The organism is Kitasatospora sp. NPDC092286 (assembly GCF_044755565.1).
Classification (GTDB): Bacteria; Actinomycetota; Actinomycetes; order Streptomycetales; family Streptomycetaceae; genus Kitasatospora.
This window is the reverse complement of record NZ_JBIVRD010000003.1, coordinates 122,902-144,748: the sequence shown is the minus strand read 5'-3', so window position 1 is coordinate 144,748 and position 21,847 is coordinate 122,902. Positions and strand designations below refer to the sequence as shown.

General features: G+C 70.9%; 20 protein-coding genes. 8 read left to right on the top strand and 12 right to left on the bottom strand.

What is annotated here, in order from left to right; genetic code table 11:
- Nucleotides 1-41: 41 nt before the first annotated feature.
- Both ACIQIB_RS05160 and ACIQIB_RS05155 read right to left on the bottom strand, forming a co-directional pair.
- Nucleotides 42-371, bottom strand: a complete 330-nt coding sequence (locus tag ACIQIB_RS05160; protein WP_363614540.1) for a hypothetical protein — start codon at nt 369-371, stop codon at nt 42-44.
- Nucleotides 368-667 carry a hypothetical protein gene (locus ACIQIB_RS05155; RefSeq protein ID WP_400756768.1) on the bottom strand — a complete coding sequence of 100 codons (300 nt, stop codon included), beginning with the start codon at nt 665-667 and terminating at the stop codon, nt 368-370. Before ACIQIB_RS05155 ends, ACIQIB_RS05160 begins: the two co-directional genes overlap by 4 nt.
- A gap of 214 nt (nt 668-881) precedes the next feature.
- Here ACIQIB_RS05155 and ACIQIB_RS05150 point away from each other — a divergent pair, with 214 nt between their 5' ends.
- The 3 genes from ACIQIB_RS05150 (at nt 882) to ACIQIB_RS05140 (ending at nt 4,062) form a co-directional block, all read left to right on the top strand.
- Nucleotides 882-1,310, top strand: coding sequence for a helix-turn-helix domain-containing protein (locus ACIQIB_RS05150; RefSeq protein ID WP_363614544.1), 429 nt, complete (start codon nt 882-884; stop codon nt 1,308-1,310).
- Nucleotides 1,303-1,659, top strand: coding sequence for a DUF4180 domain-containing protein (locus ACIQIB_RS05145; RefSeq protein ID WP_400756765.1), 357 nt, complete (start codon nt 1,303-1,305; stop codon nt 1,657-1,659). The genes ACIQIB_RS05150 and ACIQIB_RS05145 overlap by 8 nt, the downstream gene beginning before the upstream one ends.
- A gap of 183 nt (nt 1,660-1,842) precedes the next feature.
- Nucleotides 1,843-4,062 (top strand): NADP-dependent isocitrate dehydrogenase, encoded by a 2,220-nt coding sequence (locus ACIQIB_RS05140; protein WP_363614548.1) that lies wholly within the window; start codon nt 1,843-1,845, stop codon nt 4,060-4,062.
- 72 nt (nt 4,063-4,134) lie between these two features.
- Here the strand turns inward: ACIQIB_RS05140 and ACIQIB_RS05135 are convergent, their stop codons facing one another.
- Both ACIQIB_RS05135 and ACIQIB_RS05130 read right to left on the bottom strand, forming a co-directional pair.
- Complete coding sequence (locus tag ACIQIB_RS05135) at nt 4,135-5,133, bottom strand: YdcF family protein (RefSeq protein WP_363614550.1); 999 nt, start codon at nt 5,131-5,133, stop codon at nt 4,135-4,137.
- Nucleotides 5,134-5,331: 198 nt separating this feature from the next.
- Complete coding sequence (locus ACIQIB_RS05130; RefSeq protein WP_363614570.1) at nt 5,332-6,306, bottom strand: cytochrome c oxidase assembly protein; 975 nt, start codon at nt 6,304-6,306, stop codon at nt 5,332-5,334.
- Nucleotides 6,307-6,924: 618 nt separating this feature from the next.
- Between ACIQIB_RS05130 and ACIQIB_RS05125 the strand changes: the two genes are divergently transcribed.
- Entirely contained in the window at nt 6,925-9,255 is a 2,331-nt protein-coding gene (locus ACIQIB_RS05125) for a HelD family protein (RefSeq protein WP_400756762.1), read from the top strand.
- A 130-nt stretch (nt 9,256-9,385) separates the two neighbouring features.
- Here ACIQIB_RS05125 and ACIQIB_RS05120 read toward each other — a convergent pair whose 3' ends face one another.
- Entirely contained in the window at nt 9,386-10,234 is an 849-nt protein-coding gene (locus tag ACIQIB_RS05120; protein WP_363614554.1) for an SAM-dependent methyltransferase, read from the bottom strand.
- A 423-nt stretch (nt 10,235-10,657) separates the two neighbouring features.
- Between ACIQIB_RS05120 and ACIQIB_RS05115 the strand changes: the two genes are divergently transcribed.
- Nucleotides 10,658-11,221 (top strand): sigma factor-like helix-turn-helix DNA-binding protein, encoded by a 564-nt coding sequence (locus tag ACIQIB_RS05115; RefSeq protein ID WP_363614556.1) that lies wholly within the window; start codon nt 10,658-10,660, stop codon nt 11,219-11,221.
- Nucleotides 11,218-11,880 (top strand): hypothetical protein, encoded by a 663-nt coding sequence (locus ACIQIB_RS05110; protein ID WP_363614558.1) that lies wholly within the window; start codon nt 11,218-11,220, stop codon nt 11,878-11,880. The genes ACIQIB_RS05115 and ACIQIB_RS05110 overlap by 4 nt, the downstream gene beginning before the upstream one ends.
- A gap of 507 nt (nt 11,881-12,387) precedes the next feature.
- On the opposite strand, the gene ACIQIB_RS05105 is transcribed toward ACIQIB_RS05110, so the two are convergent.
- From ACIQIB_RS05105 to ACIQIB_RS05090, 4 genes are all read right to left on the bottom strand, one after another.
- A complete protein-coding gene (locus ACIQIB_RS05105) occupies nt 12,388-13,149 on the bottom strand; it encodes a hypothetical protein (RefSeq protein ID WP_400756760.1) in 762 nt (253 codons plus the stop codon).
- A gap of 463 nt (nt 13,150-13,612) precedes the next feature.
- Entirely contained in the window at nt 13,613-14,632 is a 1,020-nt protein-coding gene (locus ACIQIB_RS05100; protein ID WP_400756757.1) for an ankyrin repeat domain-containing protein, read from the bottom strand.
- Nucleotides 14,586-15,086: a ribosomal protein L7/L12 gene (locus ACIQIB_RS05095; RefSeq protein ID WP_400756754.1), complete on the bottom strand. Its 501-nt coding sequence runs from the start codon at nt 15,084-15,086 to the stop codon at nt 14,586-14,588. Before ACIQIB_RS05095 ends, ACIQIB_RS05100 begins: the two co-directional genes overlap by 47 nt.
- A gap of 193 nt (nt 15,087-15,279) precedes the next feature.
- On the bottom strand, nt 15,280-16,704 hold the full coding sequence (locus tag ACIQIB_RS05090; protein ID WP_400756751.1) for a cellulose binding domain-containing protein: 1,425 nt from the start codon (nt 16,702-16,704) through the stop codon (nt 15,280-15,282).
- Between the two features lie 815 nt (nt 16,705-17,519).
- Here ACIQIB_RS05090 and ACIQIB_RS05085 point away from each other — a divergent pair.
- Together ACIQIB_RS05085 and ACIQIB_RS05080 are read left to right on the top strand one after the other, a co-directional pair.
- Nucleotides 17,520-18,965, top strand: a complete 1,446-nt coding sequence (locus ACIQIB_RS05085) for a basic amino acid/polyamine antiporter (RefSeq protein ID WP_400756749.1) — start codon at nt 17,520-17,522, stop codon at nt 18,963-18,965.
- A gap of 35 nt (nt 18,966-19,000) precedes the next feature.
- Nucleotides 19,001-20,263 carry an arginine deiminase gene (locus tag ACIQIB_RS05080; protein WP_400756748.1) on the top strand — a complete coding sequence of 421 codons (1,263 nt, stop codon included), beginning with the start codon at nt 19,001-19,003 and terminating at the stop codon, nt 20,261-20,263.
- Nucleotides 20,264-20,433: 170 nt separating this feature from the next.
- Here ACIQIB_RS05080 and ACIQIB_RS05075 read toward each other — a convergent pair whose 3' ends face one another.
- Genes ACIQIB_RS05075 through ACIQIB_RS05065 form a run of 3 tightly spaced genes read right to left on the bottom strand, consistent with a single transcriptional unit; the run spans nt 20,434 to nt 21,667 of the window.
- The gene (locus tag ACIQIB_RS05075) at nt 20,434-20,667 is read right to left on the bottom strand and encodes a helix-turn-helix transcriptional regulator (protein WP_363608180.1); all 234 of its coding nucleotides are present in this window, start codon (nt 20,665-20,667) and stop codon (nt 20,434-20,436) included.
- Complete coding sequence (locus ACIQIB_RS05070) at nt 20,667-21,254, bottom strand: DUF2975 domain-containing protein (RefSeq protein ID WP_363608179.1); 588 nt, start codon at nt 21,252-21,254, stop codon at nt 20,667-20,669. Before ACIQIB_RS05070 ends, ACIQIB_RS05075 begins: the two co-directional genes overlap by 1 nt.
- A gap of 35 nt (nt 21,255-21,289) precedes the next feature.
- Entirely contained in the window at nt 21,290-21,667 is a 378-nt protein-coding gene (locus ACIQIB_RS05065; protein ID WP_400756745.1) for an alkylmercury lyase, read from the bottom strand.
- Nucleotides 21,668-21,847: the final 180 nt, after the last annotated feature.

Genomic DNA, 21,847 nt, shown 5'->3' with positions numbered 1-21,847 from the left:
CGTCGCACCCTCGGGGGCGGCGGGCGGACCGGGTTCCCCGGTCAGCGGCTCCGGGCGGGCGCGGGCAGTGACCGCAGCGCGGGCGCGGCGGGCGCCAGCGCGCGCAGGACGAGGTCGATCCTGACGCGTGCGGCGCCCGCGCGGAGCAGCGCGGTGGAGATGGCGCGTAACTCCTCGGGGCCGGTGCAGGCGAGACGGAGCTCCAGGTCGGCCTCGCCGGCGAGGGCGAGACCGCTCTGGACGGCGGGGAACTCGGCGGCGAGCCGGTCGAAGTCGAGCGGCACCGGGCCGAAGCGGATCCGGGCCAGGGCATGCAGTGTCCTGGCCCGTTCGGGCTGCCGGTCTCCGGGGAGCAGCTGGAGAGCCGTCACCGGTGCTGGAGCTGTGCGGCCGCGGCGGGTGTCGGACGGGCGGCGGTGCCGGCGACCGGCGGCGCCACCAGTCGGGGGTCGAGCACCAGCGTGTCGACGCCGAGCGGGGTGGTCAGCCCGCGCAGGGCCGGTTCACCGGGTTCGGTGGCGGACCGGGCCGGCCAGAGGAGGGCGGCCGGCGCCTCGGCGGAGCTGAAGCCGACCGCGCGGCGGCGGCCGTCGCGCAGGCGGAAGAGGCGGAGGACGGTGGTGCGTCCGGTGACGGTGACCGGGACGTGCCAGACGACGCGGGCCATGCGGGTGCTCCCGAGTGGTGGAGGGGCCTGCCGGAACTGCTTCCTCGACGCTAGGCCGCGTTCCGCCCGGCGGCGCCCGTCCTGACGCGGCGTTGACGGACTCTTGACGTTCGGCCCGGCGGCCTGCCCGTGAACCGTCACTATCGTTACCTATAAGGACCATCCGAATGGTAGTTTGCGTAAGCATAGGGAAATGGGAAGGGAGTGGCGGTCGGTGTCGCAGTACTACTCGGTGGAACAGGTGGCCGAACTGCTGGGCCTGCACGTCCGCACCGTCCGCGGCTACGTCCGGGACGGTCGGCTGAAGGCGACGCGGATCGGCAAGCAGTACCGGATCACCCGCTCCGACCTGGAGGCGTTCACCGGCACCCCGGCCCCGGCCCCCGAGCCGGAGCGGCGGCACGCCGAGGCGTCCACGGTCGTCCGGATCGACGGCGTCGGCGTCGAGGAGGCCGCGCGCCTGAGCAACACGGTCATGGCCGCGATCGCCGGCCCCCGGGCGGCCGGCGGCCGGCTGTTCGTCGAGACCGTCCACCACGAGGAGCGGTCGGCGCTCAAGGTGATCATTCTGGGCGGGCTCGCCGACACCGCGGAGCTGCTCGCCATCGTCAACGCGCTGATCGGGGAGAACCGCCATGTCTGAGCCCACCGCCACCGTCCTGTGGCTGCCCGCCGACGGCCCGCCGCTGCGCGACGAGCACGACGCGACCGACGTGATCGGCGACGCCTTCGGGCAGGGCGCCACCTGGGTCGTCGTCCCGGTGGCCCGCCTCGAGGACGACTTCTTCCGGCTGAGCACCCGGATCGCCGGCGGGATCGTCCAGAAGTTCGCCAACTACCGCCTGGGCCTGGCCGTCGTCGGCGACATCTCCCGGCACACCGCCGCCAGCGGCGCCCTGCGGGACTTCGTCCGCGAGAGCAACGGCGGCCGCCAGCTCTGGTTCGTGTCCGACACCGCCGAGTTCGACCGGCGCCTGGCCGGACAGTCCTAGGTCTTGGGCCGGTTCCGGCGGTGCTCCGTTTGCCCCGGGCCCGCCCGGGGACGACGGTGGAGCTGACTCTCGACGAGCCCGCCGGGCGCCCGGCGTGCGCTCCGGAGCGGGGGGAGGTGGAGCGAAGGGGCAATCACGAGATATCTTGACATCAAGACGTTGGAGACGTGAAGCGGAGTACCGATGACTGACTCGACCATCATCTATACGCACACCGACGAGGCGCCTGCCCTGGCAACGTATTCGTTCCTGCCCGTGGTCCAGGCCTACGCCTCGACGGCCGGCGTACAGGTGGAGACTCGCGACATCTCCCTGGCCGGGCGGATCATCGCGAGCTTCCCGGAGCGTCTCGAGGAGGGCCAGCGGATCGAGGACGCCCTCGCCGAGCTGGGCGAACTCGCCAAGACCCCGGGCGCCAACATCATCAAGCTGCCGAACATCTCGGCTTCCATCCCGCAGCTGAAGGCGGCCGTCGCCGAGCTGCAGCAGCAGGGCTACGCGCTGCCGGACTACCCGGACGACCCGCAGACCGACGAGGACAAGGACGTCCGCGCCCGTTACGACAAGGTCAAGGGCAGCGCCGTCAACCCCGTCCTGCGTGAGGGCAACTCCGACCGCCGCGCCCCCGCCTCGGTCAAGAACTACGCCAAGGCGCACCCGCACCGCATGGGCGCCTGGACGGCCGACTCCAAGACCAACGTCGCCACCATGGGCGCCGACGACTTCCGCTCCACCGAGAAGTCCGCCGTGATCGCCGCGGACGGCTCGCTGCGCATCGAGCTGGTGGCCGAGGACGGCGCCACCACCGTGCTGCGCCCGTCGGTGCCGGTGCTCGCGGGCGAGGTCGTGGACGCCTCGGTGCTGCGCGCCGCCGCCCTGAACGAGTTCCTGGCCGCCCAGATCGCCCGGGCCAAGGCCGAGGGCGTGCTGTTCTCGGTGCACCTCAAGGCCACCATGATGAAGGTCTCCGACCCGATCGTCTTCGGCCACGTGGTCCGCGTCTTCTTCCCGAAGACCTTCGCCCAGTACGGCGAGGCGCTCGCCGCCGCCGGCCTGAGCCCGAACGACGGCCTCGGCGCCATCCTCAAGGGCCTGGACGCGCTCCCGAACGGCGCCGAGATCAAGGCCTCGTTCGACGCCGAGCTGGCCGAGGGCCCGGCCCTGGCCATGGTCGACTCGGACCGTGGCATCACCAACCTGCACGTGCCGTCCGACGTCATCGTCGACGCCTCGATGCCGGCCATGATCCGCACCTCCGGCCACATGTGGGGCCCGGACGGCAAGGAGGCCGACACCCTGGCCGTCCTGCCGGACAGCAGCTACTCCGGCGTGTACCAGGCCGTCATCGACGACTGCCGCGCCCACGGCGCCCTGGACCCGGCGACCATCGGCTCGGTGCCGAACGTCGGCCTGATGGCGCAGAAGGCCGAGGAGTACGGCAGCCACGACAAGACCTTCGAGATCGCCACCGCCGGCACCGTCCGGCTGGTCGACACCGAGGGCAACGTGGTGCTGGAGCAGGCCGTCCGGCCCGGCGACATCTTCCGTGCCTGCCAGACCAAGGACCTGCCGATCCAGGACTGGGTCAAGCTGGCGGTCTCCCGCGCCCGCGCCACCGGCAACCCGGCCGTCTTCTGGCTGGACGAGACCCGCGCGCACGACGCCGTCCTGATCGAGAAGGTCAAGACCTACCTGCCGGAGCACGACACCGCCGGCCTGCAGATCGAGATCAAGTCCCCGGTCGAGGCCACCAAGTTCTCGCTGGAGCGCATCCGCCGCGGTGAGGACACCATCTCGGTCACCGGCAACGTGCTGCGTGACTACCTGACCGACCTGTTCCCGATCCTGGAGCTGGGCACCAGCGCCAAGATGCTTTCGGTCGTCCCGCTGATGAACGGCGGCGGCCTGTTCGAGACCGGTGCCGGCGGCTCCGCCCCGAAGCACGTCCAGCAGCTGGTCAAGGAGAACTACCTGCGCTGGGACAGCCTGGGCGAGTTCCTCGCCCTCGCGGTCAGCTTCGAGCACCTGGCCCAGACCACCGACAACCCCCGCGCCAAGGTGCTGGCCGACACCCTGGACCGCGCCACCGGCACCTTCCTCAACGAGGACAAGTCGCCGAGCCGCCGCCTCGGTGGCATCGACAACCGCGGCAGCCACTTCTACCTGGCCCTGTACTGGGCCCAGGAGCTGGCGCAGCAGACCGCCGACGCCGCGCTGGCCGAGGCGTTCGCCGGTCTCGCCAAGACGCTGGCCGACCAGGAGGCGGTCATCGTCGAGGAGCTGATCGCCGTCCAGGGTTCGCCGGTCGACATCGGCGGTTACTACCAGCCCGACGCCGCCAAGGCCGCGGCCGTGATGCGTCCGTCGAAGACCTTCAACGAGGCGCTGGCCAACCTCGGCTGACCGTCGACGAGCTGAACAGGGAGGTCCCCGGGTCCACGACCCGGGGACCTCTCCGCGTCAGCGGCGGGCCGGTCACCACCGCCAGCCGGTCACCGCTCCGGCCGCGGCGAGCACCAGGCAGACCGCGGCGTTGACCCGCGGATACAGCGCGGCCGTCGCGACCGCCTCGCGCAGCGCGGCACTGGGCCAGTAGTACCCGGCGGTCGGCGCGCCGACGACATGGCCCGGGACGGCGGCCCGGTGGGCCGTGACGGCCGAGCGCAGCACATGGAAGCTGCTGGTGACGACGGTGCAGCGGTAGCCGGGGTGCTCGCGCTCCATGAGCTCCCGGCCGAACGCGAAGTTCTCGGTGGTGCTGGTCGCCCGGTCCTCCCGCCGGATCCGTTCGGCCGGGCAGCCGCGGGCCACCAGGTAGTCGGCCATCGCCGAGGCCTCGGTGCAGCCCTCGTCCGGGCCCTTGCCGCCGGTGACGAGCACCAGGGGCGGCCGCCCGGCCGCCTCCGCGGCGCGGTAGAGCTCCAGAGCGCGGTCCAGGCGGGCCGCCAGCAGCGGCGGCACCTCGCAGCCGTCCAGCCCGGCGCCCAGGACGACCAGGTAGTCGTAGCCGGGGCGGACCACCACCCGCCGGTACAGCAGCGTGTAGCCGAGGAAGCAGAGCAGCAGGAACGCCGCGTACCCGCCGATCAGCAGGGCGGCCCCGGCCGCCGCCCGCAGCGCGCGGACGTCGAGGTAGGTGGCGGAGAGCAGCAGCCCCAGCAGCGCGAGCACGGCCGCGCCGGTGAGCAGCGCCAGCAGGCTCGCCGGACGGGTGCCCTCGCGGCGGACCATGGTGACCCCGTTGGCCACCAGCAGCCCGGCCGTCACCAGCCCGCTCAGCCAGACCGCGGAGGCCGCCCCGGCCGTGACGGCGCGCCCCGCCGGGGCGGATACGTGCCCGACCAGGCTCACCGTCCCCAGCGCGACGCACACCCCGATCAGCCCGATCAGCACCCCGTTGCCGAACCGTCTCGGCTCGTGGATCCGGGACAGCAGGACCACGGCGAGCAGGGCGGCCATGAGAAGCGCTTGCATGTTCCGGATCCTAGGACGGGTCCGACGGGTCCGGCGGGTCCGGCGGGTCTGGCGGGTCCGGCGGGGGAGCAGGAAGCCGCCGGAGGCGGCCCGGTCTGAGCCCGCAGGCAGCCGCGGGAGGGGCCGGGCCCCGGAAACGACGGAACCCCCGCCCGGATCGGGCGGGGGTTCCGCGGTGCCTGCGGCGGGGAGGGCCGGTCAGCCGGCGTCGGCCGCCGGGGCCGGGCGCTGGCTCCGCTTGTCCAGCGAGGCCAGGTAGGCGTTGTACGCCGTCAGCTCGGCGTCGCCGTTGCGGTCCTCGGCACGGTCCCGGCGCCGGGCCTGGCGCTGCTCGGAGCCCATCCACTGGTAGACCAGCGCGATCAGCACGATCGCGGTCGGGATCTCGCCGAACGCCCAGGTGATACCGCCGGCCAGCTTCTGGTCCTCCAGCAGGTCGGTGCCGGGTGGTGCGCCCGCCTCGGTGAAGGTGGTCACCAGCGGGTGGCTGGCCATCATCACCGCCACGCCGAAGAAGGCGTGGAACGGCATGCCCATGAACAGTTCGATGATCCGCATCACATGGCCGGGCCGGTGCGGGCCCGGGTCCACGCCCATGATCGGCCAGAAGAACGCCAGTCCGGTGGCCAGGAAGTGCACCATCATGAAGATGTGCCCGAGCCGGTACTGCATCAGGAAGTCGAACAACGGGGTGAAGTAGACCCCGTACAGGCTCGCGATGAACAGCGGGATGGTGAACGCCGGGTGCGAGATCACCCGGACGTAGGTGCTGTGCAGCAGCGCCACCAGCAGCTCGCGCGGCCCGCGTGGCCGGCCCTTGCCGGCCGGGCGCAGCGCGCGCAGCGCCAGTGTGATCGGCGCGCCGAGCAGCAACAGGATCGGCGACAGCATGGAGAGCACCATGTGCTGCATCATGTGCGCGCTGAACAGCGCCATGCCGTAGTCGTTCAGCCCGGTACAGGTGACCAGGATCACCGTGCCGACGCCCGCCGCCCAGCCGATGCTCCGGCCGATCGGCCAGCGGTCGCCGCGCCGGTACAGCCGCACCACGCCGGTCGCGTACAGCGCCAGCGCGACCAGGCTGCCGATCAGGAACACCCAGTCGGGGGACCAGGTCCAGACGTTGGAGAGGGAGAACGGGCCCAGCTGTGTCATCCCGCCGTGGTGGTGCATGCCTGACATTCCGTCGCCCATCGGCGGGTCCTGCTTTCCGTCCTCGCGGTCCCCCGGAGGGGTCCGGTTCGCCCGTTTTGCTTCGGGACACAGCCTAGGCGGGCCTTACCCCGGCCCGCGCCCCGCCCCCCGCCCGGACGGCCGGGAAGTGGGACAGGCCGTCGGGGCCGCCGAATCGGCGGCCGTCGAACGGGCTCGCAGCGGAGGCCCCGGCATGGAAGGATCTGGTCGGCGGAGGGCTTGTCCGTTCATATCGGACGATGAATGGGAAAGGGGAGTACCCACTCCTTTCCACTCCCAACTTATAGCGCACCGGGGGGCTTGCGGCAAGGCCCGGGTCGTGCTGCAGAATCGTCGAGCTACGGAAGGTTTCCGGCGCCGTACTCACTGGCGAGCAACGGCCCTGGCTTCCAGGGCCATTCTGTGAGGAGTTCTGAGCGGGCCCGGTCCGGTCTGTCGCGTGCGCGCAGGTCCTGGACCCAGTTTTTTGTGCTGTGAATAGCGGAGATTCCGCCGCCACTCTCAATTGCTCGATCAATTGAGGGTCCTGAGTCAATGGAGCAAGCCTTGGTCCCCGCGTCATCGGCATCGTCCTCGTCCTCGTCCGAACTCAATTCAGTGGTCAGCGCCGGAGCCGGAAACGGGACGAATCCGGGCGGTGACGGCGCTCAGCCCTCCGACGACCGGCGGACCGGAGAGCTGCGAGCGGAGAACGAATACGTCGGTGAGCTGTACGACCGCCTCGAAGCCCAGCGCGAACTCGCGACGGCTCGGCTGCGCGAGATCCATCTCCAGGACAAGGGCGGAACCTTCCAGTCCCGGATGGAGCGGGACACGCTGGAGATCCACCACACCCGCCGGCTGTCGGAACTGTACGCCGCCGAGTGCGGGCTCTGCTTCGGCCGGATCGAAAGCGCCGACGGCGAGCGGCGGTACATCGGCCGGATCGCCCTGGCGGACGACGACCACGAGCCGCTCCTGACCGACTGGCGGGCGTCGGCCGCGGAGCCGTTCTACCGGGCGACGCCAGCCGTGCCCGGCGGTGTGGTGGGGCGACGGCACCTGCGGAGCAAGGGCCGGACGGTCGTCGGCTTCGACGACGACGCCTTCGGCGTGAGTGCCCTGGAGGACCGGGACAGCGCCGAGCTCAGCGGGGAGACCGCCCTGCTCGCCTCACTGACGGCGGCCAGGACCGGGCGGATGGGCGACATCGTCTCCACCATCCAGGCCGAACAGGACCGGGTCATCCGCTCCGAGCTCGGCGGCGTCCTGGTGGTGCAGGGCGGTCCGGGGACCGGCAAGACCGTGGTCGCCCTGCACCGCGCCGCGTACCTGCTCTACACCCACCGCGACCGGCTGGCCAGGCGCGGTGTGCTGGTCATCGGGCCGAACACGACGTTCCTGCGCTACATCGACCAGGTACTCCCCGCGCTCGGCGAGAGCGAGGTCGTACTGAGCAGCATCGGCGCGCTCTACCCGGGCGTGACCGGGACCGACACGGAGACGCCCGAGGCGGCCGCCGTCAAGGGCGACGCACGGATGGCCGGGGTACTCGCCGCCGCGCTGGACGGCTTCCGGCAGCTGCCCGAGGAGTCATGGACCATCACCGTGGGCCGAAGCTCGCCCCACCAGGAGGAGCTCGTGATCGGTCGGGCCCTCTGCGAGCGGGCCCACGCCGCCGCGCACAGGACCGGCGAACCCCACAACGCGGCCCGAGCGGCCCTGGTCGAGCGGCTCTCCTCGGAGCTGGCCCTGCGGATCGCCAGGGACCGGGGCGGGTCCATGGACCTGGACGACGTGGTGGACCTCGCCGACGCGCTCGTCGTCGAGCGTGACTTCCAGGACCTGGCCGAGAAGCTGTGGCCGCTGCTCTCCCCGGAGCGGTTGCTCACCGCGCTGTTCGGCTCCCCGGAGCTGCTGGCGAGGGCCATGCCGGACTTCTCCGAGGCCGAACGCGCCGCACTGCTGCGTGAACACCCGGGCCCGGACCAGGAGGCCGCCCCCTGGACCACCGACGACGTGCCGCTGCTCGACGAGGCCGCCGAACTGCTCGGCCCGCTGCCCGGCAGCGCCGTCTCCCGCCGGGCCGATGCCGCCGCCGGGGCCGAGGAGCTGGAATTCGCCAAGGTCGTCCTCGAGGACTTCGGCGCCGGGCTGGCCGAGATCGACGCGGAGATGCTGACGCGCCAGTACCGCGGCGAGGGGGAGTTCCGTCCCCTGGCCGAGCGCGCGGCCGAGGACCGGACCTGGGGCTTCGGGCACGTGATCGTGGACGAGGCGCAGGAACTCTCCCCGATGGCCTGGCGGCTGCTGACCCGCCGCTGCCCCGGCCGCTCCATGACGATTGTGGGCGACCTGGCGCAGACCGGCGCGCCGGCCGGGCTGAGCTCCTGGAGTGAGGCGCTCGACGAGTACACGGCGGGACGCTGGCGCACGGTGGAGCTCACCATCAACTACCGGACCCCGGCCGAGATCATGCGGGTCACCGAGGGCGTCCTGCGGGCGGCCGACCCGGCACGCACCGCCCCCAGCGCGGTGCGCAGCGGCGGGACCCGTCCGTGGAGCCTCCGGATCCCCGAAGCCGACCGGGGACGGGCGCTGCGCACCGCCGTCGAGAAGGAGATCGCGGCGCTGGACGGCGGCCGGATGGCGATCATCCACGCCCCGGCATGGCCGGCCGAACTGATCAACGGGCTGGCCGGGTTGGACGGCGTCACCGTCATCGACGGTCCTTCGGCGCTGGACTCGCCCGTCGTGCTGATGACGGCGGCCCAGGCCAAGGGGCTCGAGTTCGACGCGGTCCTCGTGGTGGAGCCCGCGGAGATACTCGCGGCGCACGCCCGCGGCGTGAACGACCTCTATGTCGCACTCACGCGCGCGACGAAGAGCCTCGGGGTCATCCACAGCCGGGAGCTGCCGGAGATGCTGGAGGGCCTGGACCCCCGCTGACCGGAGGGGGCGGGTGCCGCTGGTCGAGGCTTCAGGGCTCTGGTCTGAAGCCTCGATCGGCATCGGCGTCGTCGGACGCGCCTTCAACGCAGGGGGCGGTGGGCTGTCAGAGCGGCGGTGAGGGTCCGGTTCACGGCCGGATGGCGACGGCACCGTAGCAGGACGCCTCGGCATCGGTGACGGGGGCGGAGTTGTGGGCGGTGGCGGAGTCGTGGGTGTGGTCGGGGCGCCAGCGGGGTGTGGAGACGATGCCGGGGTCGAGCACGGTCCAGCCGGTGAACAACTCCCCGAACTCCTCGCGGCGCAGCGCCGCTACCGGGGTGCCGGCGGTTCGGTAGACCTGAATGAGGCGCGCGGTCTCCTGCGGCGCGAAGTCGGCCGTGAGGTGGCTGATCACCAGGGCGCTGCCGGAGGGAAGTTGAGATTTGAGCTGTTCGGTGATCCGGTGTGCTTCGTCCGGGACGAAGTGCAGCAGGGCGTTCATGCTCAGCGCGATCGGCTGGGTGAAGTCGAGGACCTTCCGGGCGGCGCTGATCACGGTGTCGGGCTCGTGCACGTCGGCCTGGACGTAGGTCGTCAGTCCCTGGGAGGTGCCGCGCAGCAGTGCGACGGCGTGGATGAGGACGATGGGATCGTTGTCGGCGAAGACGACCCGTGCCTCGGGGGTGATCTGCTGGGCGACCTCGTGCAGGTTCGGCGAGGTGGGGATGCCGGTGCCGATGTCGAGGAACTGGCGGATGCCGGCCCGGGCGAGGTGGCGGGTGGTGCGGTGCATGAAGCCGCGGTTGGCGCGTGCGGCGGCCGGTGCCTGTGGGAAGACGGCCAGGGCCCGGCCCGCGGCCTCCCGGTCGGCGGGGAAGTTGGTGGTGCCGCCCAGGTAGTAGTCGTACATCCGGGCGGAGTGCGCCACGTGGATGTCGAGTTCGACCGCCACGTCGGGTTCGGTGCCGGATCGGGCGTCTGTGCTTTCGTCGGCCATCTGTTCCCCCTGGTTCATAGGCGTCCAGCTCCTACGACAGGGCGGAGCGACGACCCGCACCACCCACGGCGCGGGGCCCTGGCGCGGCCCCTCCCACTATGCCCGGGCCCGCGTCCCGGCAATCGCGGGTCGGAACGGTGGGTGAATCGAGCGCACCGGGGAGTGACCGCAAAGGATCATATTCCGACTGGCCGTGTTTCTCTATGGGACAGGTCATTTGATTGTTCATCACTTCTTATGTCTGATAGTGAATTCTCTCGCCCCGCTGAACATGGGGGCGCGCCGTGCGCTCCAATGTTCCTGTCGGGGGCGGAAGTTCTCGACGTGAGCAGGCGCGCCAGACGCCCGGGCCGGCCGGTCGGTCGAGGGTGGCCTACAGTCGGTCGGGTACCCAACGGGGTGGCCGTCAGGGAGGAATGGAACGTGAACGAGAGCGACTGGGCGGTGCGGCGGAGCAGCCGCCTCCTGACGTTCGACGCGTTCTGCGACACGCACGAGCGGGCCTGGAGCGGGATCGCCCGGGCCCGCCTGGGTGACGAAGACGAGGCCCGGCGCGTTGTCGAGCGCGCCAAGGACCGGATGTGGCAGCGGTGGGCCTGGATCCTGCGCCAGCAGGTACCGGCTTTCCACGCCTGGACGCTGCTGAAGGAGGAGATCGGCGCGGCCCTGGCGGAGGCGATGATCAGAGCCGAGTACCGGCCCCGACCCGCCACCGTCCCAGGGTGGGTGGTGGCGGTGCGGCGCTCGGCGGCGCGCACCCTGGACCTCGTGGAGGCCCAGGGGAGTCACGAGGAGCTGTACGCGGCGATCCGGCGACTGTCCGAGCGCCGGCACGACGTGGTGGTGCTGCGGTACCTGGTCGACCTGCCGGACAGCGTGATCGCGGACTACCTCGGGATGACGGAGGCGAACGTCCGCTCCACCGCCACACAGGCCCTGGACCGGCTCGCCGTCGCACTCGGTGGCCGGCGGGGAGGGCAGCGGTGACCACCGGACAGGACCGCCTGCTGCGGGGCGACCCCGCGCAGCCCGCGGCGGCCGGCCCGCCGTACGGCGAGTACGCGGCGAATGCGGGCTCGGCCTGGGAGCGGCTGGCGGCCGCCCCCGCGCCGATGTCCGCCGACCACGAGCAGGCCGGCCACGAACTCGACCTGGTCACCGCCATGATCCTCGCCGTGCCGACGGCGGCGCCCTCGCTGGACCTGCTCATCAACGACCGGCGTATCCACCCCGAAGGCGCGCTGGTCCTCGGCGCGCTCCTCTACACCGTCGGACACCGCGACGGCGCCGAGTTCTGGTGGAAGTTCGCGGCCGGCGGCGGCAACTACACCTCCGCCTCCTGCCTCAGCATGCTGCACCGCAGCCTCGGGGAGGTCCTGGACGCGGAGGTCTGGCGCCGCGAGGCCGAATCGCTGGGCGCCGCGCCCCGCCCTTCCCAGCGGATCCTGGACTCACCGTACGAACTGCTGCCCGCCCAGGTGCGCGACGAGATCATCAGCCGCTGCCGGTTCGGCCTCGACGTACGGCTTCCCCCGCGCCTGGCCGCCGTGATCCACCAGCTCCCGGCCGACGACGGCGACCACGAATACGGCGAGATCCCGCAGGTATCGGCCCACCTCGTCCGCCACCTGGCCGCAGCCGGCTGAACGCGGCGGCTCCGGCGCTCTCTGCGGTCGCCGGGGCGGCCGCGACAGCCGGCCACGAGCTGACGCCCGGGCAGTAGCCGGTCGACTGGTTGCTGACCTCATCGACCGCCCACCGCCCGGACTCCACGCGGAAGCCGATCTCACCGGCGCCCAGTACTTTCCCCCCTCCGGCACACACCACGTGCTCACTGCGGCGCGGCGCGAGCCGGAGGACCCCGGCAGTATCGACAACGAAGGTGAACGGCTCGGACAGCTCCTCCGGCGTCCGAGCCGAAACCCATTCATGGAAGTCCTCTGGCGAGCACATGCTCCGCCCCTCGCGCCCTGGCCGCACAAGAGCCTTCAGGTCGGCGGGCCCGACATAGCGATAGCTCCACTCCCACATGCTCATGCTGGCCAACCTTGCCGGACGCCGAGGCCAGGACCTGGGGAATTACGGGCTCTGTCACAGACCGTGTGACGGCTCTGTGCGCGGAACGCTTCGGCCGGACATTTTCTGCCCCCTGGTCAGGAGGTGAAGCGAGGCCAGTGCGGATCGTCCCAGCGGGCGGGACCGGTGAGGCCGATCAGCCGCAGCCGTTGGAGCAGCATGTCCGGGGCGTTGCGGGCTTTGAGCCGCGCGGGGGCGTGGCGGGTGAGCCAGCCAGTGAGCACGGCCAGCATGTCGTCCTTGTTGTGGCAGGTGTCCCAGGGAAGCTCATCCATGAGCAGGTCGTAGTCCCACAGGTCAACGGCTTCCGCGAGGTTCTGGTCGGCCACAGGGTGCTCCAACGCCTCCCACACGTCGAGCCAGGGGCTCAGTTCACCGGATGCCTCGGCGCAGAGGACGAGGGTCTGGCAGGTGTACGCGAGGCGGTCGGGGATGACGAGGCTGTGTGCCCAGAAGGCGCGCAGGAACTCCCGCACCGCTGCGGCCTGTTCCCGGGGCCATTCCTGCCAGCGGCCGCGGGCGAGCGAGAGACCGATCTCGTCCTGGTAGCGGAAGGACTCCGATGAGCTGTCGGCTACGGCGGCCGCGAGCTGGGGGAGGACGCGGCGCAGCACCGAGGCGTGGTCGTTCCAGTCGGGGGCCTGCCAGGTCCGCCGTAGGAGGTCGGGGTCGAGCTCCACGCCCGGCACCTTCAGAAGAGTGAGCTCTTCGGCGCTGCCCCAGTGGCACTCGCAGTTGCGCTCCTCGGGGTGCGCGGTCGCCCCGCGGAAGACGACAGCCAGGCCCTCCAGGGCAGCGTTGAGGCGGAGCTCCGCGCGTCGTGCGTGCAGGTCGGTCATGGGCGTTCGCCTTCAAGGGCTCCACGGGCCGGCGCCCAGCGAAGATCGCTACGTTACTGGTGCGCGGGCCGGCATGGCCACCGGGCCAGTCCTTTCTTCAGCCGGGTCGCCACCGGGTGCCGACAGGCGGCGTCACAAGATCTTCGCCGGAGTCGGATATCGCGACCGGCCGCATGTGCGGGGTAGGAGGGCTTGGCCAGGTCGGACAGGTTCCTCGACCGCCGAGCACATCTGCCGATCCGTGCCGGTGGCGACCGGCATCACGAAGCGCGGGTCACCCGCGATGGGTGCGTCCTCGCGGCGTTCCTCTGTGCGATCGGTCGGGGGCGTCCTGCACCAGGTGACAGGTCTGGTAGGCGCGGGCACTGAGCAGCAGCCCCTGGCCGCCCGGGAGGGGGCTCCTCTCGCCCGTCGGCCCTTCGCACGGCGAGGCCACTCCACTGGTCGTGGCAGCCTCCTCGTGTCAGCGCTCCCAATAGTCGCGCTGCGGCAGTTCGACCCACATGTCGGGTGGCCCGACGATGGCGCGCGCGTCGGCCAGGCGCAGTCCTGCGAAGGCGCACGAGTAGGCCACCGCGCTGGATTGGTAGAGGTAGGAGGCCAGAACTTCCTGGGACCCGGCCTGTGGGCGCGGTGGGCCGCCCGGGTGGAGGTCCCAGGCTTCGATGGTCCCGTTGCGGGCGATGCTGCCCTGATTGCCGCTCTTGGGGTTGGCGTACATGCCGTAGCAGACGGTGTCGACGGACAGCCGGGCCAGCACGCCTGGCACCTTCGGTGCGTACCCCCACGGCTGGGTGACGACGCAGCCGCCCGGGACAGTCGTCACGCCGATAATTCTCAAGCTGTCGTCCATGTCGTACGCATAGGGATCCTCCAGTAGTTCGTCCAGGCCGTCGCCTTCGGCCGGCGTCGCCTCCAAGCGACGTATCGCGTCCCCCGCGTCGATCCCGGCTACGCACGCCAGCCCCGTGCCGTCGTAGTACAGCTTTCCCAGCGCCGAGACGAGCCGCCTGCCCTCCCGCGCCGCCGTGCGTTCCGCCTCGGTCAGCCCGCGTTCTTCCTCAGGCATGACGAACAGGTCCGGCGTCGGTCCGGCCAGGCTGAGCCGCCCCGGCGACCAGCCACCGACCAAGGGCCGCCAGGGATCGGCCCCCGCAGCGGCGAGGGCTCGCGCATTGTCCGGCCTGCGGCACAGGACGGCCTCCCACAACGCGGTCGTCCCGCCCGCCAACGCGTCCACATCCGTCACGCGCCGAGCCAGTTCCGCGACGACCTCCGGCGAGCCGAACACCGAGGCCCGGTGCAGAGGCCGTCCCCCGCCCCACACCTCCGGATCGGCACCCCGATCGAGACGCCGCCGGATGCCCTCGTAGTCCTGCCAGCCCTCCCAGCCCACGCCCGCCCAGCCGTCATCCTGATCTGCCACCATGCCCCCTTCAGCGCCGGTGCGGGCGACCCCTCGAACCACCTGCACGCCCAGCATCGCGCAACGGTCTGACAACGCTCCGCTCCCTTGTCGCTTCGGCTGCCGGCTTCGACGTTCGGTCACGTCCCGACGGGGCCGCCGGCCGGGCAGCCGGTGTGAAGAAGAAGAGTGGCTGTCGAACGAGATGTTCGTCCCGGGCTACCACGACGGTTTCGCGCCGTACGGCAAGTTCGTCGCACGCGCCGGGGTCGCCGACGCCACCTGGCTCCTCAACGACCAGCAGGACGCCCTGAAGGAGGAGTTCGCGCACCGTGGCTTCAGCCACCTCTTGCGGTACGTCTTCGAGGCCGGTGGCCGGCAGGCGGCTGATGAGGGACTTGCTGTGCCACAGGCTCAGCCCGGTCCTCCGGCGAAGCAGCTTCACGACCTCGACGGGATGGGGCCCGGGGTCGGTCAGAACCACTGCATTGGGCACGTCGTCGCAGATCAGCAAGAAGTACTTGCCCGTCATCGTGACTCCTCGGGCTCCAGGTTGGGCAGCAGCATAGAACGCATATCCGATGACCTGGCCCTCGGCGACGTCGGAGCTCCACTTGGGAGTCGGGCCGGCGACCTCACCGAGGGCACCGGCGGCCGGGGCGGAGGGCGGGGCACCCGGCGGTGCCCCGCCTCCGGTCGGCGGCCGGATCAGCCGTGAGCCGCGGTCACGGGGTGGCGGGGACCGAGTCGGTGAAGGTGGTCCCCGCCGAGCGGTAGGCAGCCACGGCGCTGTTGACCTGGGCGGGGGTCAGGACCTGGTCCTTGACGTGGAGGACGTAGTCGACCTTCTCCTCGTACGTACGCGGCGCCGTGGAGGCCTGGCCGGTGAAGTCGATCAGCCACTGGTTGAAGTGGATCTCCATGGGCCGCTCCGGCAGGAAGCGCGCGTCGTGGCGGGCGAACTCGGCCCCGTCGACGTAGTAGACGATGGCGGTGTCGTCAATGGTCATGACGAGGTCGTGCCAGCCCGCGTACCCGGCCCGGGCCTCGGTGTGCTGGTTGACGGAGCCGTCGGGGCCGTAGGTCTCCCAGGAGGTGCTGTAGAGGATGCTGGCGGGCTCGCCCCAGCCTCCGTTGGGAAGGTACTCGAAGTCGTACTCGGAGTAGTCGTCGGCCATCGGGGCCTTGAGATCGTTGATCGCGAAGAAGCTCTGCACGAGGTGGTCGCCGTCCGGGCCGCTCACCGGGGCGTCGGAGAACCGGACCCGGGCGGCGTAGGTCCCGTTCTTGAACTTCATGGCCCGGGTGTTGAGTTCGGCCTGCCGGGTGGAGTCGCCCGTTCCGGCGGTGGTGCTCCGCAGGGTCATCACCGAGTTCGCGCCCTCCTTGGTGAAGGAGACGTTCTCGGGCGCCCAGGTGGCACCGGACACGCCCGGGCCGCCGCCGCCGGAGCGAACGTTCCAGCCGTGCGCGCCGATTGCCGGGTCGGTGTGGTCGGTGTAGTCGAAGTCGTCGAACAGCACGGCGCCCGGAGGCGGCGTGGTCGGGCCGGAGGGCGTGGGAGTCGGGTTCGGGGTGTTGCCGCTGGGTGCCGTGCCCCAGACCGGGACCCCGCCGACACTCGCCGTGACCTTGGACCAGGCCGTGTACGTGTTCTGGGCCGGCCCGAAGGAGTAGTCGTCGCCCTGGTCGAGGGGGAGCCAGCCGGTGCGGTTGAAGCGCAGCTGGAGGTCTCCCGTGTCGGTGCCGGGGGCCAGCGAGCCGGCGGCCGCGGTGAAGCCGATCTCCAGGTAGCGGTCGGCGGCCGCGCCCGGTTCGACGATGCTGCCGAACGTACCGGTGACGTTGGCACAGCCCTTCACGGCCCAGTCGCAGGAGTAGCTGTAGGTGGCCGAGGCGCTGTCGGCCTTGAAGTAGTAGCGCACCTTCACCTGGCTCAACGCCACGTTCGTGGCACCGGTGTTGACGACCTTCAGCCAGGGCGAGGCCTGTGAGCTGCCGCTGCCGCCGTTGCGGTACTGCACCGAGACCGCTTCGCCCGCCGCGGCGGCCGGCAGGGCGGTCAGCGCGCCGATGCCGAGCCCGGTCGTGACGGCGGCGGCGAGTGCCGCCCGGATCCGGGGGCGCCGGACGGTCGTTCTGATGCTCATGGGGGTTCCTCTCCTGTGGTGGGGGACGGTGCGCGGCACCGACGGAGGGGAGCCCGGTCGACCTCAGGCGGAGCAGTGGGGGTGAGGCGGCGGGCCGCGCGATCAGAAAGTGGCATAGACCAATTTGGCCGTCAACCCCGGTCGGACCCATTAGGCCGGAACCGGACGCGGGCCCCCAGGAGTGGCCGATAGTGCCCACCCCCGGCGCGGGTTCGTCCGAGCCCTCGGCCGGCAGGTCTCCGGCACACCGACCGCGGAGGCCTGCGGCGGCAGCCGGGAGCACGGGCGGCCGCCCGGGGTCCGGCCGCTGCCGCAGGAGACTGCCGTGTCCGCCCTTCGCCACGCCTGGAGGGCGCATGCCTTTCACCCGACACAATTGACTCATCGTCAGTCATTGCGGGCATTCAGGTCAGCCGGTCGGTAGCGTGCGGGACCGGGACCGGGACCGGGACCGGGACACGCGGGACGGGCCTGGGCCGGGTGGCGTGGCAGGAGATGCGGGGACCGAGATGCGGCATCCTGAGCGTGAGCCGGCCCTGGCGGATGCCGTCATCCCCGTGGTCATGGCGACCTCCCCGCCCGTCCCGTGGAGCTCCTGCGGCGCCTTCGCGGGTGCCGTTGCGGGCGTGCCGGTGCTGTCGTTGCCGCCGTGCCGCGTCTTCCGCCGCGCCGGCCCGGTGCTGAGCGTGTCCGACGCGATCACCGGTTTCAGGACCGCGAAGGATCGAACCGGCCCTGGCAGAGCCCCCGATCGACCTTCAGCGGCAGGGCGGCCCGTGCCTGCGCCACGCCGCACAGAGTAGGGAAGAGAAGAGATGACCAACGCCGACACCCCTGCCGAGACGCCGGCGGCTGCCAAACTCTCGTTGCCGACCATGACCGCGATGGTCGTCGGCTCGATGGTGGGCGCCGGCGTGTTCTCGCTCCCGAGCCGTTTCGCCCAGGAGACCGGGATGGGAGGTGCTCTGATCGCCTGGGCGGTCGCCGGTACCGGCATGCTGATGCTCGCCTTCGTCTTCCAGACCCTCGCTGTTCGCAAACCCGATCTCGACGCGGGTGTCTATGCCTACGCCAAAGCCGGGTTCGGCGAGTACCTCGGCTTCTTCGCAGCATTCGGGTACTGGGCCAGCGCGTGCGTCGGCAACGTGACGTACTGGGTTTTGATCATGTCGACCATCGGGGCGATCGCGCCGGCGCTCGGCGACGGAGACACACTGCTTGCCGTGGCCCTGTCCTCGGTCGGCCTGTGGGCTTTTTTCCTGCTCATCTGCCGCGGGGTCAAGGAGGCGGCGGCGGTCAACAAGATCGTGACCGTCGCCAAAGTCGTCCCGATCGTGGTCTTCATCGTCCTGGCGCTGTTCTATCTCAAACCGCACGTGTTCGCCGAGAACTTCGCGGGCGCCGACTACGCGGGCTCCCTGTTCCACCAAGTCCGGGGAACCATGCTGGCCACGGTGTTCGTGTTCCTGGGCGTCGAGGGTGCCAGCGTCTATTCGCGGCACGCGGAACGGCGCGAGGACGTCGGGCGCGCCACGGTCCTGGGCTTCCTGAGCGTCTTCGCCGTCTTCGCCTCGGTGACCATCGTGTCCTACGGCATCGCGCCGATGGGCGAGATCGCTCAGCTTCGCCAGCCCTCGATGGCGGGCGTGCTGGAGCTGGCGGTCGGTACCTGGGGCATGGTGTTCATCAGCGTCGGCCTGATCGTCTCCGTGCTCGGGGCCTACCTCGCCTGGACACTGATGGCCGCCGAGGTCCTGTTCGTCGCCGCGAAGGACGACGACATGCCACGGTTCCTGCGCGGCTCCAGCGCCGGCGACGTTCCGGTTCCGGCGCTGGTGATGACGACGGCCCTGTCCCAGGTCTTCCTGATCGTCACCCTGTTCTCCGACGACGCGTTCAACCTCGCTCTCGATCTGACCAGCGCGCTGTCCCTGATCCCGTTCCTGCTCGCGGCGGCCTACGCGCTCAAGATCGTGCTGAAGCCGGACTCCCGCACGGAACGCCGCGAAGGGTTCTCCCGCGACCTGGTGGTCAGCGCGCTCGCCACCATTTACACGGCGTTCCTGCTCTACGCGGCCGGTCCGAAGTTCCTCCTGGTGTCCTTCATCATCTACGCACCCGCCACGATCCTGTTCGTGATGGCCCGGCGCGAGCAGGGCAGAAGCCTGTTCTCGCCCGCGGAACTCGTCATCCTCGCGGTCTCGATCGCCGGTGCGGTCATCGGCGTGATCGCCCTGGCAGTCGGCTGGATCAGCCTGTGAACGCCAAGACACACCCCAGACGGAAAGGCCTCTCCATGGAACACCCGACCAGCACGGCCACGTCGGCGCACGGCGTCCACTCCGAGGTCGGCAAGCTGCGCAAGGTCCTGGTCTGCGCGCCAGGACTCGCGCACCGCAGGCTCACTCCGAGCAACGCCGACGAACTGCTCTTCGACGACGTGCTGTGGGTGGAGAACGCCCAGCGCGACCACGCCGACTTCGTCAACAAGCTCCGCGAGCGCGGCATCGACGTCGTCGAACTGCACGACCTGCTCGCCCAGACGATGGCGATCCCCGAAGCGAAGTCGTGGCTGCTCGACCGCAAGATCATCGCGAACGAGGTCGGCATCGGACTCATCGACGGCACGCGGGCCTTCCTGGAGTCCCTGGAAGCGCGCCAACTCGCGCGGTACCTGATCGGCGGCCTGGCCGTATCCGACCTCCCCGGCGATTTCCGCCCCGGTTACATCGCCTTGGCCCGTGAGTCGACGGGCATCCGCGAGTACCTCATGCCGCCCCTGCCGAACACCCTCTACACCCGCGACACAACCTGCTGGATCTACGGCGGTGTCACCCTCAACCCGCTGTACTGGCCGGCCAGACACGACGAGACCCTTCTGATGAAGGCCATCTACACGTTCCACCCGCACTACGCCGGCTCCACGGTGTGGTGGGGAGACCCCGAACAGGACTGGCGGCAGGCGACGTTCGAAGGCGGCGACATCATGCCGGTCGGCAACGGCGTCGTCCTGATGGGCATGAGCGAGCGCACCTCGCGGCAGGCGATCACCCAGGTCGCGGCCGCACTGTTCAACAACGGTGCGGCCGAGCAGGTGGTAGTGGCCGGCATGCCCAAGCTCCGCGCCGCCATGCACCTCGACACGGTGTTCACCTTCGCCGACCGCGACATCGTCACGCTCTACCCGAACATCATGGACGGCGTCCACACGTTCTCCCTGCGGCCCAGCGACACCGCCCCCGGTGTCGAGATCACCGACGAGGGCTCCCGCCCCTTCGTCGACGTCGTCGCCGGGGCACTCGGGCTGTCCGGGCTGCGGGTGATCGAGACCGGCGGCGACGTCTACGCATCCGAGCGTCAGCAGTGGGACAGCGGAAACAACGCCGTCGCACTGGAACCGGGCGTGGTCGTCACCTACGACCGCAACACTCAGACCAACACCCTCCTGCGCAGAGCGGGAGTCGAGGTCATCACCATCGTCGGCGCCGAACTGGGCCGGGGCCGCGGCGGCGGCCACTGCATGACCTGCCCGATCAGCCGCGATCCGGTCGACTTCTGACCGGTGACCTCGCCGGTGGGGTTTCAGGCTTCCAGCCGGCGGCAGTGGGTTTCGCCGATGCGGAGGAGTTCGAGCGGGTGTGCTTCAACTCCCTCGGCCGACGAGGCCGACGAGTTGCCGCGGAGGAACGGCCTGGCCACTCCCCGGTGGACCCTGCCGGGGATGACCGGCTAGGCCGACTCGGCGGGATCATGGGTGATCAGGTCTCCTGGCTGACACCGGAGGACGTCGCAGATCCTCGACAGGGTCGAGAAACGGATGGCCTTGGCCCGCCCGTTCTTGAGCACGGACAGGTTGACGACGGTGATGCCCACCTGCGCGGACAGTTCGGTGAGCGTCATGCCGCGCTCGGCGAGGAGCCGGTCGAGGTGGATCCGGATCGTGTGGAGTTCCTCTTCGGGCATCAGATGGTCCCTTCGAGGTCCTCTCGCATGCGCACGCCGTCGCGCATGATCTTCCCCATGATCACTGCGGCGAGGCCGGCGACGACGAGCACCTGCGGCCCGGAGACCGTCGGCCCGGAACCCACGACCGGCGCCATGCTCCCGACGAGCCAGGACTGCGACCAGCCGACGACGAGGCCGGCCAGCGGCGTACCAACGGCGACGAACCAGCCGAGAACGGAGAGCCGTTGCGACACCGCGTCGGTGAACGGTCCCTGCAGCAGGACGGCCTTCAGCAGCCGGGAGAAGAGCAGCAGCGCGAGGGAGCCGAACAGCAGCCAGGGCAGTTCGCCCCCGAGGTCGGCGGCGCGCTGACCCACGGAGGGACTGTCCTGGCAGAGGCGCGTGGCACTGCTGGACGCCTCCAGGCCCTTGCCGGTCGGCAGGCTGTCCGGTGCCAGTGAGGCATTGCGCCAGAAGTCCGTCTGTACGCAGACCGCCCCGTTGTCGAGCGTGTGCGTGACCCCCTTGCCGATGAAGGCGAGTCCGCAGAACACCGCCAGCACAAAAGTCACCGAGGCCAGGGTCCTCGTGAGTCGCGTGTTCACCGCATGCCTCCCCATCGATTATCGATATGCCCAGACTAGGGGGCATATCGATAATCGACAAGTCGCGGATCCCCGCCGGTCCGGCCTGGCGGCCGGTCCGCGCCCGCGGTGGCGGTGGTGCCGAGGACCTGCCGCAGTTCCTCGACGGACGGCGCTCCGCCGATCCGGCCGTCCGCGCCGCGGTAGAGCCGGCAGGACACACTGGCCGCGGTGCCGGGAGCGGCGAACGGGTCGCGGCCGTCGACCAGCAGCGTCGGCGAGCCGTGCATGCCCCGGCGTTCGGCCTCCGCCTGGTCCTCGACGACGCGCTCGGCAACCTCCACGTCGCTGCGGCCGGCCAGGGCGAGCGCCAGCCGTTCCTTGAGCACCGGCCCGTTCGGGCAGTCCGGGACGAGCAGCATCTCCACGCGCATCGGCGGCACCTTTCTGGTCGCGCAGTTCACGCTGGACCTTCCGGTCCGGCGGGGTGAAGCCTGATGATCTTGTCGTGGGCAGGGCAGGGCAGGGCAGGGCAGGGCAGGGCAGGGCAGGGCAGGGCCGGGACTCCGGGGGCGACGCGCGCTGTCTGTGCCGGGTTCTCGGCGTCTGACTGT

Bases quoted from the DNA above. Each gene is read 5' to 3' on its own strand.
- ACIQIB_RS05080 (WP_400756748.1), top strand. From the start codon at position 19,001: ATGGAACACCCGACCAGCACGGCCACGTCGGCGCACGGCGTCCACTCC.
- ACIQIB_RS05075 (WP_363608180.1), bottom strand. From the start codon at position 20,667: ATGCCCGAAGAGGAACTCCACACGATCCGGATCCACCTCGACCGGCTC.
- ACIQIB_RS05065 (WP_400756745.1), bottom strand. From the start codon at position 21,667: ATGCGCGTGGAGATGCTGCTCGTCCCGGACTGCCCGAACGGGCCGGTG.
- ACIQIB_RS05130 (WP_363614570.1), bottom strand. From the start codon at position 6,306: ATGCACCACCACGGCGGGATGACACAGCTGGGCCCGTTCTCCCTCTCC.
- ACIQIB_RS05095 (WP_400756754.1), bottom strand. From the start codon at position 15,086: ATGACGGGCAAGTACTTCTTGCTGATCTGCGACGACGTGCCCAATGCA.
- ACIQIB_RS05105 (WP_400756760.1), bottom strand. From the start codon at position 13,149: ATGACCGACCTGCACGCACGACGCGCGGAGCTCCGCCTCAACGCTGCC.
- ACIQIB_RS05090 (WP_400756751.1), bottom strand. From the start codon at position 16,704: ATGAGCATCAGAACGACCGTCCGGCGCCCCCGGATCCGGGCGGCACTC.
- ACIQIB_RS05155 (WP_400756768.1), bottom strand. From the start codon at position 667: ATGGCCCGCGTCGTCTGGCACGTCCCGGTCACCGTCACCGGACGCACC.
- ACIQIB_RS05135 (WP_363614550.1), bottom strand. From the start codon at position 5,133: ATGCAAGCGCTTCTCATGGCCGCCCTGCTCGCCGTGGTCCTGCTGTCC.
- ACIQIB_RS05120 (WP_363614554.1), bottom strand. From the start codon at position 10,234: ATGGCCGACGAAAGCACAGACGCCCGATCCGGCACCGAACCCGACGTG.
- ACIQIB_RS05085 (WP_400756749.1), top strand. From the start codon at position 17,520: ATGACCAACGCCGACACCCCTGCCGAGACGCCGGCGGCTGCCAAACTC.
- ACIQIB_RS05100 (WP_400756757.1), bottom strand. From the start codon at position 14,632: ATGCTGGGCGTGCAGGTGGTTCGAGGGGTCGCCCGCACCGGCGCTGAA.
- ACIQIB_RS05145 (WP_400756765.1), top strand. From the start codon at position 1,303: ATGTCTGAGCCCACCGCCACCGTCCTGTGGCTGCCCGCCGACGGCCCG.
- ACIQIB_RS05140 (WP_363614548.1), top strand. From the start codon at position 1,843: ATGACTGACTCGACCATCATCTATACGCACACCGACGAGGCGCCTGCC.